This is a genomic window from Caulobacter sp. HMWF025 (assembly GCF_003060965.1).
GTDB lineage: Bacteria > Pseudomonadota > Alphaproteobacteria > Caulobacterales > Caulobacteraceae > Caulobacter.
Window position 1 is genome coordinate 22,284 of record NZ_QAII01000073.1, and the last position, 11,175, is coordinate 33,458.

The window sequence follows — 11,175 nt, forward strand, 5'->3', positions numbered from 1 at the left end:
TGGTTGGCGCGGGTCGTCGTGCGACGCGCCGCATCCACCGACGCCACGACGCTGTCTCCGACAGCGAGCGGCCCGGCCAGTTCGACGCGGTGAACATGCAGTTCCCCGGCCTGCTTCTGGGTATCGATCACGCGGCTTTCGACCCCGGCAGCCTCGATCACGCCGGTATCGCCGGCCTGGCCGCCGCCTTCGGCATAGAAGCTGGTCCGGTCCAGCAGGACCTCGACCGTCTGACCGGCCTCAGCGGCATTAACCTCGACCCCGTCGACCAGGAGGGCCTGGACCGTTCCGGTCGTCTCAGTGGTCTCATAGCCGACAAAGGCCGTCGCGCCACGGGCTTCCTTGATGCCGAACCAGGCCGCCGCTGCGCCCTGCTGGCCCGAGCCCGACCAGTTGGCACGGGCCATCTGGCGCTGCTTGTCCATGGCCACATCGAAGCCGGCCGTATCGACCGTGATCCCCTTGGCGCGCACCGCATCCTGGGTCAGGTCCAGCGGGAAGCCGTAGGTGTCGTAGAGCTTGAAGGCCACTTCGCCGTCCAGCACGCCGCCGGCCGACAGGTTGGCCGTGGCGTCGTCCAGCAGGCCCATGCCGCGGCCGAGCGTGACACGGAAGCGCTCTTCTTCCTGGCGCAGGGTTTCGACGATCGAGGCCTCGGCCCGACGCAGTTCCGGGTAGGCCTGGCCCATTTCGGCAACCAGGGTCGGAGCCAGGCGGTGCATCAGGGGCTCCTGCGCGCCCAGCAGATAGGCGTGGCGCATGGCCCGGCGCATGATCCGGCGCAGCACATAGCCCCGGCCCTCGTTCGAGGGGGTCACGCCGTCGGCCAGCAGGAAGGACGACGAGCGCAGGTGGTCGGCAATGACCCGGTGCGACGGAGCTTGCGCGCCCTCGGCCTTGACGCCGGTAAGGTCGACACTGGCGGCAATCAGCGCCTTGAAGACGTCGATGTCATAGTTGTCGTGTACGCCCTGCAGGACGGCGGCAATGCGCTCCAGACCCATGCCGGTATCGATCGAGGGCTTGGGCAGTGAGACACGCTCGCCGCCGGCCATCTGCTCGAACTGCATGAACACGAGATTCCAGATCTCGATGAACCGGTCACCGTCCTCGTCCGGGCTGCCGGGAGGGCCACCCGGGATATGAGCCCCGTGGTCAAAGAAGATTTCCGAGCAGGGACCGCAGGGGCCGGTGTCGCCCATCGACCAGAAATTGTCGCTGGTCGGGATGCGGATGATCCGGTCATCGGTCAGGCCGGCGATCTTCTTCCAGAGATCAGCCGCCTCATCGTCGGTGTGATAGACGGTGACCAGCAGCTTGTCCTTGGGCAGGGCAAAGTCGCGGGTCAGCAGGGTCCAGGCGTGGGTGATCGCCTGTTCCTTGAAATAGTCGCCGAACGAGAAGTTGCCCAGCATCTCGAAGAAGGTGTGGTGCCGGGCCGTGTAGCCGACATTGTCGAGGTCGTTGTGCTTGCCACCGGCGCGCACGCACTTCTGGGAGCTGACCGCGCGCGGATGGGCCGGGGTCTCGGTCCCGGTGAAGGCGTTCTTGAAGGGCACCATGCCGGCATTGACGAACAGCAGGGTCGGATCGTTCTGCGGCACCAGGGGGGCCGAGGGCGTGATCGCGTGGTCGGCCTTGCCGAAATAGTCGAGGAAGGTTCCGCGGATCTCGTTCAGGCTGGGCATGGGCGTCTCAAGGATCTTCGAGGCAGGTCCGGCGAACCGGAGGTTGGCGCTGCATAGCGCGGTTTTCGGTCGAGTGGAAACCAAGTCCTTGCCCCGCCTGCCGTACAAACGAAATCGGACGCCTGGCATGGGGTCCAGGCGTCCGGGGGATCGCGGCCTTTGCGGCGGGGGAGTGCCTTTGGCGTCATAAGAGGCGGGGTGACGCCGCCGGCAGGCGAAGGTCGCGAAACCGTTCGAGCGCTCCGTCGGGAGCGGCCCGAATCCTATTCGTCGCCGTCCTCAGGACCGCCGACCAGCAGCTCTTCCTCGATCTTCTGGGAAGACTTGCGAACCGCGGCCTCGATCTCGTTGCAGAGATCCTTGTTGGCCTTGAGGAACTCGCGGGCGTTGTCACGCCCCTGGCCGATGCGCTGGCTGTTATAGGAGAACCAGGAGCCGGCCTTGTCGATGATCCCGGCCTTCACACCCAGGTCGATGATCTCGCCGAGCTTGGAGATGCCTTCGCCGTACATGATGTCGAACTCGACCTCGCGGAACGGCGGGGCGACCTTGTTCTTGACGACCTTGACGCGGACATTGTTGCCGATGATCTCGTCACGCACCTTGACCGAGCCGGTGCGACGGATGTCCAGACGCACCGAGGCGTAGAACTTCAGCGCATTGCCGCCGGTGGTGGTTTCCGGGCTGCCGTACATCACACCGATCTTGTGACGGATCTGGTTGATGAAGATGACGATGGTGTTGGCCTTGTTGATCGAGGCCGTCAGCTTGCGCAGGGCCTGGCTCATCAGACGGGCCTGAAGACCGGGCAGGCTGTCGCCCATCTCGCCTTCGATTTCCGCCTTCGGCGTCAGGGCCGCAACCGAGTCGATCACGACAATGTCCACAGCCCCCGAACGCACCAGCGTATCGGTGATCTCCAGCGCCTGCTCACCGTTGTCCGGCTGCGAGACCAGCAGGTTGTCGAGATTGACCCCCAGCTTGAACGCATAGCCCGGATCAAGCGCGTGCTCGGCGTCGACGAAGGCGGCGGTACCGCCGGCCTTCTGGACCTCGGCCACGACGTGCAGGGCCAGGGTGGTCTTGCCCGAGCTTTCCGGGCCATAGATCTCGATGACCCGTCCCTTGGGCAGACCGCCGATGCCCAGCGCAATGTCGAGGCCGAGCGAGCCGGTGGAGACAGACTCGATCTCGACCTTGCCCTTTTCGCCCAGCTTCATCACCGAGCCCTTGCCGAACGCCCGGTCGATTTGCGCCAGCGCCGCTTCGAGCGCGCGCTGCTTGTCGCCGTCTTCTTTGCCCACGAGTTTCAAAGCCGCCTGATTGCTCATCTGATCCGCCCTTATTCCATGATTCCAATCCATGGACCGGAGGTTCGCGCCCGCCGCGCTCATCCGCCTGTGGAATGATCAAAATGTACATGCTTTGTTCCATGTTCGCAAGATGTTCTTTTCCGGAACGCCGCCCGAACAAATCTTCGCCCGCCCCTGATAATCGGGGCCTAGCCTCCCCATATCCCTGTATGGCCGTCGAGAACGAGCCGCGGGGCACGCGGTGATCCGTTCCGGCTTGGCCCGCCTTCGAGACATTCTTTCCCATGCTGTGGCTCTTCGAGCTGTCCGTCCTGTGCGCCCTGAGCGCCCTGTTGCTCTCCCCCCTGTTCAAAATGCTCGGAACGCCGTCCAAGTCCGGGACTACCCGCGCCCGGCTTGATCCGCGGACGACCGGCGTCCTGCGCCAGGCGCTCGTCGCCATCCCGATCCCCGTTGCCGGCGACGCGCCGGGGGCTCGGGCATGAAGACCTATCCCGGCACGCGCCCCTCGGGCCCGAAGGGTCTGAACGATTCCCGCTCCACCGGGAGCCAGCCCACCCGGCCCCGTCCCATAGATCCGGACGCCTTGCGCGGCACCAAGACCTGAGCATCCCGAGCGCAGTCCCGGTCCGTCCGTGAGCCGGTGCCCTGCCCGACCCCTCTCTCCCCGTCGCGACCGTGTCGCGACGGCGGGCTCGCCCCTGTCCCAGAGCCCCCAACAGGAGTGACAGCGTGATTGCCTATCTCATTCTCGTTCATCGCTATCCGGACCAGTTCAAGCGGCTGTTCCGGGTCCTTCATGATCCCGCGAACTACTATGTGGTCCATGTCGACAAGAACGCCGGCCCGGCCCTTGAGGCCGAGATCCGGAGCTTTCTCGCGCCCTATCCCAATGCGGCGGTTATCGAGAGCCGCAAGGCCATCTGGGGCGGCTACAGCCTGGTCGATGCCGAGCTCCGCGGCATGGAGGCGCTTCTGGACATGGGGGCGGACTGGAAGGTCTTCATCAACCTGTCCGGCCAGGACTTCCCGCTGATGAGTCAGAAGCGCATCAAGGCGTTTCTGATCCAGCACGCCGGGCAGGAGTTCATCCGGGTGATGGACCAGGCCCTCGTGCGCCCTGACACCCTGAACCGGGTTCGCGAGCATGTGGTCGAACGCCACGACCGGATCATCAATTCCGGCCTGACGCGCTCATTCCTGTCAGGCGCGCGGCCCTATATCGGCAATCAGTGGATGATGGTCACCCGGGCCTTCTGCGCCTTCGTCACCGGCGATCCCGCTGTTGAGCGTTACAAGGCCTTCTACCGCAACACCTTCATTGCCGATGAAGGCTTCTTCCAGACGGTCATGATGAATACGGCCGTGCACGGCGACATCGTCAATGACGACAAGCGGATGATCGACTGGGTGCCCGACGGCGACATCAAGCTGCGCCCGCGGACCTTCGCGCTCGGCGACGCAGCCGCCCTGACGGCCAGCGAGGCCCTGTTCGCCCGCAAATTCGACCAGTCCGTCGACGGAGACATTCTCGATATCCTCGAGGCGCACCTGCGGGCCCAGGACGCCGCCAATGCCCCGGAGCCGACCGTGCAGCGCGAGATCCTGCTGGCTGTCTAACCCTTTGGCGAAGCGACAACGCGGATCAACCCTTCGCTGCAGGGCCCGCAAAACCCGCTTGGCATAGCGTTGTTCCGCCTCATGAAAGGGCTCTTTAAGACCCATGTGCGAGGGTTCCCGTACATTAGGGGAACTCTCGCCTTGTCCATTGATCCGCGCCGCCTTCTGGGCCTGGCCTTTGCCAGCGCCGATCTGCTGGTGGAGATCCGCAACGGCAAGATCGGGCTGGCCCTGGGCGCGGCGCAGAGGATCGTCGGGCAGAGCGAAACGGACCTGACCGGCAGGATGTGGCGCGACCTCTTCGCCGCCGAAGACCAGCCTTTGATGGATGCCATCCTGGCCTGCGTCGAGGACGGGGTCCGGCGTGGTCCCGTCATTCTCCGCCTGGCCAGCCCCGAAAGCCGCTATGTCAGCGTCGTGATGCGGGCGCTGCCGGAAAACGGCGGCCGTGTGTCCTGCGCCGTGACCTATACCCAGGCCACCCGTCAGCCCATGGGCCAGGACGGGCTGCAGGTCCGCGAAACCTTTGAAGACATTGCGCGGGGCCTGTTCGAGGCGGCGCGCGTCACCGGCCAGGAACTCGAACTGGCCATGATCGAGCTTTCGGGACTCGACGCGATACGGGCTGCCCTGGCCCCCGCCGAGGCCGAGGCCCTCGACGCCCGGGTCGCCGGCGCCGTTCGCTCGGAAGCGCACGGCGGAGCCGTCGCCACCCGCCTGTCCAATGACCGCTTCGCCCTCGTCAAGACCAAGGACGAGACCACAGAGGGCCTCGTCCGGCGCCTGAGCCAGGTGATGGAGCTGAATGCTGCGGCCCATGTCGTTACCCTCGAGACCGGGATTGCACCGACGCGGGCCATGCGCGCCCTGCGCTATGCCCTGGACGATTTCCTGCGCGAAGGCCTGAAGGATACACCGCCCATGAGCCTCTCGGAGGCCATGACCCGTTCAGTGCAGCGCACCCTGGCCCGGGCGGGAGCCCTCGGCGTGGCGGTCAGCCAGCGGCGCTTCACCCTCGCCTACCAGCCGGTGGTCAGCCTGGCGACCGGGGTGGCCCATCACCACGAAACCCTCGTTCGCTTCGAGGACGGCGCCAGCCCCTTCGCCCTGATCCGCATGGCCGAGGAATTCGACCTGATCGAGGAACTGGACCACGCCATCGTCGAACAGGCGGTCAAGCGCCTGACCCAGGACCGCACCGGCGAGCTGAAGCTGGCCGTCAATGTCTCGGGACGCACCATCGTCAACGAGACCTTTGTCGACCACGTCTCGCGTACCCTGGCCAAGGCCAGCACCGCACGCGGCCGGCTGATCTTCGAGATCACCGAGACCGCCGCCATTGAGGACCTGCCGCGCGCCAACCAGCACATCCAGAGCCTGCGTTCCATGGGCTCACTGGTCTGTCTGGACGACTTCGGTTCGGGTTCGGCCTCGTTCGCCTACCTGCAGGAACTGCACCTCGACATCGTCAAGATCGATGGACGCTATGTGCGTGAACTGGCCGCCAACGGCCGCGACGGGGCCATGGTGCGCCGGGTGGTCGAGCTGTGCCGGGATCTCAACATCCGCACGGTCGCCGAGATGGTCGAAACCGTCGAGGTCGAGGACGTCATCCGCAAGGCGGGCGTCGACTTCGCCCAGGGCTGGCTGTTCGGACGTCCTTCAGACCAGCCCCAGCCGGCGCTGCGGCCGGGCCTGATCAAGCCGGCGGCCCGTCGGGCCGGAGCCACCGAAAGCTGGGGCTGACCCCCCTTCCCGATCGGGAAGGAGGGTCGCCTGCCGGCTTACTTCGCCGCCTTGGTCGCGGCGATATAGTTGTCGACCACGGACTCCAGCACGGTCAGCGGGGTCATGCCCGACAGCAGGCCCGCATCGTGGAACTTGCGGATGTCGAAGGCCTTGCCCAGGGCCTTGCGGGCCTTTTCGCGGGCGCGCAGCCAGACGATCTTGCCGATCATGTAGCTGCAGGCCTGGCCCGGCCACACGACATAGCGCTCGATCTCGGTGGTCGCGCCGCTCTCCTCGTCGCCCATTGTCTCGGCCATGTACTTGATGGCCTGTTCGCGGCTCCACTTCTTGTGGTGCATGCCGGTGTCGACCACCAGGCGCACGGCCCGGAACAGGGCATCATGCAGCATGCCGATCTGGCCGCGCGGATCGGTCTTGTAGATCCCCATCTCGACGGCCAGTTCCTCGGAATAGAGCGCCCAGCCCTCGGCATAGCCCGAGAAGCCGATCACCTTGCGGATCAGCGGCAGGCCCTGGGCCTCGTTCGACAGCGACAGCTGCAGGTGGTGGCCCGGGACGCCTTCGTGCACCGTCAGGGTGGTCAGGGTGTACTTGGCCTGCTCCTTGGTGTCGCGCAGGTTGATCCAGTAGATCCCCGGGCGCTTGCCGTCGAGCGAGGGCGAGTTGTAGTAGCCGCCCGGCGCGCCGGCCTCGATGGCCTTGGGCACGCGGCGGATTTCCAGCGGGGCCTTCGGCAGCTGGCCGAAATAGGCCGGCAGCTGCTTCTCGATCCACTTGGCCTTGACGTTGAGGTCCGCGATCAGCTGCTCCTTGGCCGCGTCGGTGTTCTCGTAGATGTCCTTGCCTAGCTCGGCCATGCGCTCGCCGACCGTGCCCTTGGCCATGCCGATCGACTTGAACAGCTTGTCGGCCTTGGCCTCGATCTGCGCCACCATGTCGAGGCCCAGCTGGTGGATCTCGTCGGGCGTCAGGGTCGCGGTCGTGTAGTTCTTCAACGAGACGGCATAGTAGTCGCCGCCGTCCTTCAGGCGCCAGACGCCGGCGTCATGGGTGGCCTTGGGCCGAACGCTTTCCAGCAGGGCGATCTGGCGCTTCAGGGCCGGCAGGACCGAGTTCAGATAGACCTTGGTCGCCTCGCCCGCCCAGTTGCCCTCGATCTTCTTCTCACCGGTACGGCGAACGATCGACTTGATCAGCGGTGCCTCTGCCGTCGGGGTGTCGGCAAAGGCCTTCATCTGGATCAGGGTCTTGTCGATCACGAAGTCCGGCGGGATCACGCCATCGGCATAGTCGCGCTTGGCGATGATGGTTTCCTGATCCATCAACCGGGCGAAGCCCTCCATCCGCTGCAGATAGGCGTCGGCATCGGCCTTGGTCTCGATGCTGTGCTGGGTGTCGAGGAAGTCGGGCATCGACTGGTAGGAGCCCGTCAGCTGGCTGAGCACATAGGGCGCGCCCGAACCGCCGCCGGCATAGGTGAACTTGCTGCCCTCGTCCTGCACCGCCAGGGTGAACTCGACGGTGTCGTAGTTGATGGCGTCCATGCCCGAGAGGGCCTTGCGGTCGATGGCGCGCAGGGCGGCCAGCTGTTCGCGGGTCTGGGCCGCGCCGGCGGCGATCGCCTCGGCTGAGCGGTCGGACAGCAGGCCCTTGGTCCAGGCCAGATCACCGTTGTCCAGGCCCAGGCCCGTGGCCAGTTCCGGGGCCTGGCGCAGCAGCTTGGCCATGGCCTCATCGAACAGGGCATTCAGCTTGGCGGCTTCGCCGGTCGCGGCGTCGCGGGCAAAAGCAAGCGACGGCGCCGTCACGGCCAGGCCGGCGGCGACGGTGGAAAACAGCATCTGGCGACGAGTTTGCAAGGCGAGACCCCTAAGGAACATTTTGTTGGACGAATGCCTAAGCCCTGGCCCGGACCGGCGTAAATTAATTTCTATTAATCCGGTCGTTCGGCACGGTGCTGTTTCCGAAGCCGTCAGTCGCCACGCTGCAGGGTCACGAACAGCTCGTTCTCGATCACCCACTGGCCGGTGACCTTGCGCCAGGTGGCCATGTAGGGGCCCGACTGCTCCGGCGCGCCGCGCCAGGAGCCGACCCAGCGCCCCTGCTCGGCCGCCCGCAGGCCGGCACTGTCGATCGTGATCGACTCGGCGGTCCGCACATAGGCGATGAAGTCGGGATCGCGGAACTGGGCGTCGAAGGCGGCGATCACCTCGGCCGCGCCCATCAGCACCGACCCGTCGCCGGCGATCAGGGTCACCCGCGGGTCAAAGAACGGCGTGAGACGCGCGGCGACCTTGCCGGCAATCAGCTTGTTGGTCAGCTTGCGACGGGCGGCGATGGCGTCGGCGGGCTCGGTCATTGAGGGTCTCGCAAGGGGATCGCGGCGGTGTAGCCTCCGCTTCTACGCTGCCCGCTTCCCGAGTCGCCATGACCGCCCCTACCCTGACCACCGCCCGCCTGACCCTGAGCGTGCCGGTACCCGGCGACTTTCCCGACAGCGCCGCCATGTGGGCCGACCCGGTGGTGACCCGCTTCGTCGGCGGCCGCCCCTGTACGGAAGAGGAAAGCTGGGCCCGGCTGCTGCGCGCGCGCGGCCTCTGGAGCCTCTTGGGCTACGGCTACTGGGCCGTCCGCGAGACCGCCACCGGTCGCTATGTCGGCGAGGTCGGCTTCGCCGATTTCCGTCGCGACATCCAGCCGTCCCTCGCCGGCCTGCCGGAGATGGGCTGGGTGCTGACGACCTGGTCGCACGGTCAGGGCTTCGGCACCGAAGCGGTGGCGGCGGGCCTGGCCTGGATCGACGAGACCCTGCAGCCCCCCGTCGTGCCGTGCATCATCGATCCGGCCAATGCCCCCTCGCTGGCCCTGGCCCGCAAGATGGACTTCAGGGTCGTGACCGAGACAGCCTACAAGGACGCGCCGATCAGGCTTCTGGAGCGGACCCGCCGCTGATCTCCGGCTTGCGCCCGCCGCTGCCGGCATTGAGCCGCCGCGCCGCCAGGGCCCCGACGAGGAACAGGGCCCCGACCGCCAGGAAGGAGGCCGCCCGGATCACGCCCTCCAGCCGCGCCAGATCGAACAGCATGACCTTGATCGCGGTCAGCAGCAGCACGGCAAGCCCCGCCCAGCGCAGGGTCGTGTCGCGCCGGGCCGAACCCAGGCTGAGAACCGCCAGGCCAAATACCGCCCAGAGCGCCGAGAAGGACCAGGTCTCAAGTGCCCCGCCGCGACCGGGCGCGCTCATGTCCGCCCCATGGAAGGCCCAGCGGATCAGCAGGCTGACCAGGGCAAACAGGATGCCGACACAGACCGCCAGCGCCGCGCGGCCGAAGGGTGACTCGTCACGGCGCAGGCCCAGCACGGTCGCCGCGCCGAGGCCGTAGAGGCCGAACAGCAGCAGCCCGGCCGGCACCGAGGCCAGGGGCTGGTCCAGCGGACCCCACCACGGGCTGGCATAGCGTCCGAACACTAGGGCAGCACCCGCCAGCGCGATCCAGCCGGCAGCCGGCGCGGCCTGATGCAGCCAGCGGCCGCCCCGGTGTGAGGCGGCCAGTCGCGACGACAGCAGGCCACGGGCCGTCAACAGACCAAGGATCGCATAGGCACAGGCCTCGGCCCGGCCGATCCCGCCCTGCGTCAGATCGAGGCCGTGGAACGCCCAGCGCAGCAGTTGCAGCAGCAGGGCCACGGCCAGTCCGGCCGCCACGGTCAGGGCTGCGCGGTCCAGCGGCGTGTCGCCCCGCCGCAGGCGCAGGGCCAGCAGCACGGCCAGGGCGTGCAGGCCAAAGACCAGCAGGGCATTGCCCACCGACGGCAGGGCCGTCTGCGACAGACCCCACCAGGGGCTGGCCAGCAGGCCGAAGACCAGAACACCACCGGCCAGACTGATCCCGCCGGCCGCCGGGGCGGCGGCGCGCAGCCAGGCGGCCTGGGCCCGGCCCGTTCCGACGCGATCCGCCCCCAGGGCCCAGGCCGTCAGCAGGGCCAGCACGGCGTAGACACAGGCTTCCGCCCGCTCAACCGGTGCGCCGGCCATCTGCGCGCCATGGAACAGGTGGCGCAGGACCAGCAGGATCCAGAGCAGGCCAAAGACCACGGCGGCCACCAGCCAGCTCCGACTCCAGGCCTCGTCCGGACGGGCCCGGCGGCGCACGGTCGCGGCCAGCAGCAGGGCCGGGGCCAGGAAGGCCAGGATCAGGCTGTTGAACACCGGCAGGCCGGCCGGGGCCTCGCCGGTGCCCCACCAGGGGTTCAGCACCAGTCCCGGTCCGATCAGGCCATGCAGGATCCCGACCCCGATCACGGCCACGGCGCGCCAGCGGGCGATGATCCCGTCATCGTCCCTTTGCCGGGCCACCAGCAGCAGGCCGGCCGAGAGCATCAGCAGGGTCCGCAAACTCGCCTCGAACAACGGGCCCGAAGCCGAGGCCTTGCCGGCCAGCACGATGTGCAGGCCCGTAAACAGGCCCAGAAGCAGGACCAGCAGCGCGGCCGTCGACAGCGCCTCGCGCTCGTTGCGCTGCGCCTCGCCGCGACGCTTGAGCGCCAGCGAGCCGACAAACAGCAGGGCCGAGGTCAGGGCCGAAATGCCGAGCAGGTTGCTCAGGGCCAGACGGCCGGCCAGGGCCTCGCCGATGAAGCCGGTGCGCAGCATGACCGCCAGGGCCATCAGCCCGCCCGCCACCGCCGCCGGGGCAAGGCCCCGCCAGCCGAGGCCTGCCGCCGCAAGGGCCAGGATCAGGGCGGCCAGGGCCTGGGTCGCCGGCTCAACGGCCACCGGACTGGCAGCGTGCAGGGCCACAAAG

At 67.4% G+C, this 11,175-nt stretch carries 10 protein-coding genes; 5 read left to right on the top strand and 5 right to left on the bottom strand.

From position 1 onward, the window contains the following. On the bottom strand, window positions 1-1,688 hold a 1,688-nt coding region (gene alaS / locus DBR10_RS09015), incomplete at its 3' end, for an alanine--tRNA ligase (protein ID WP_233243333.1). A gap of 263 nt (window positions 1,689-1,951) precedes the next feature. Next, complete coding sequence (gene recA, locus DBR10_RS09020) at window positions 1,952-3,019, bottom strand: recombinase RecA (RefSeq protein ID WP_108505856.1); 1,068 nt, start codon at window positions 3,017-3,019, stop codon at window positions 1,952-1,954. Between the two features lie 266 nt (window positions 3,020-3,285). On the opposite strand from recA, the gene DBR10_RS09025 reads away from it, so the two are divergent. From DBR10_RS09025 to DBR10_RS09040, 4 genes are all read left to right on the top strand, one after another. Continuing rightward, complete coding sequence (locus tag DBR10_RS09025; protein ID WP_108505855.1) at window positions 3,286-3,486, top strand: hypothetical protein; 201 nt, start codon at window positions 3,286-3,288, stop codon at window positions 3,484-3,486. Further along, window positions 3,483-3,608, top strand: coding sequence for a hypothetical protein (locus tag DBR10_RS09030; protein WP_108505854.1), 126 nt, complete (start codon window positions 3,483-3,485; stop codon window positions 3,606-3,608). Before DBR10_RS09025 ends, DBR10_RS09030 begins: the two co-directional genes overlap by 4 nt. A 125-nt stretch (window positions 3,609-3,733) precedes the next feature. After that, the gene (locus tag DBR10_RS09035) at window positions 3,734-4,621 is read left to right on the top strand and encodes a beta-1,6-N-acetylglucosaminyltransferase (RefSeq protein ID WP_108505853.1); all 888 of its coding nucleotides are present in this window, start codon (window positions 3,734-3,736) and stop codon (window positions 4,619-4,621) included. A 141-nt stretch (window positions 4,622-4,762) separates the two neighbouring features. Beyond that, window positions 4,763-6,367: an EAL domain-containing protein gene (locus DBR10_RS09040; protein ID WP_108505852.1), complete on the top strand. Its 1,605-nt coding sequence runs from the start codon at window positions 4,763-4,765 to the stop codon at window positions 6,365-6,367. Between the two features lie 38 nt (window positions 6,368-6,405). Here DBR10_RS09040 and DBR10_RS09045 read toward each other — a convergent pair whose 3' ends face one another. After that, entirely contained in the window at window positions 6,406-8,211 is a 1,806-nt protein-coding gene (locus tag DBR10_RS09045) for a DUF885 domain-containing protein (protein ID WP_442861112.1), read from the bottom strand. 131 nt (window positions 8,212-8,342) lie between these two features. Further along, window positions 8,343-8,729, bottom strand: coding sequence for a nuclear transport factor 2 family protein (locus DBR10_RS09050; RefSeq protein WP_108505850.1), 387 nt, complete (start codon window positions 8,727-8,729; stop codon window positions 8,343-8,345). A gap of 68 nt (window positions 8,730-8,797) precedes the next feature. On the opposite strand from DBR10_RS09050, the gene DBR10_RS09055 reads away from it, so the two are divergent. After that, entirely contained in the window at window positions 8,798-9,322 is a 525-nt protein-coding gene (locus DBR10_RS09055; protein WP_108505849.1) for a GNAT family N-acetyltransferase, read from the top strand. On the opposite strand, the gene DBR10_RS20390 is transcribed toward DBR10_RS09055, so the two are convergent. Beyond that, window positions 9,294-11,175, bottom strand: a 1,882-nt coding sequence (locus DBR10_RS20390) for a DUF2339 domain-containing protein (protein ID WP_146187831.1), incomplete at its 5' end; no start/stop codon positions are given. The two genes, DBR10_RS09055 and DBR10_RS20390, sit on opposite strands and share 29 nt — an antisense overlap.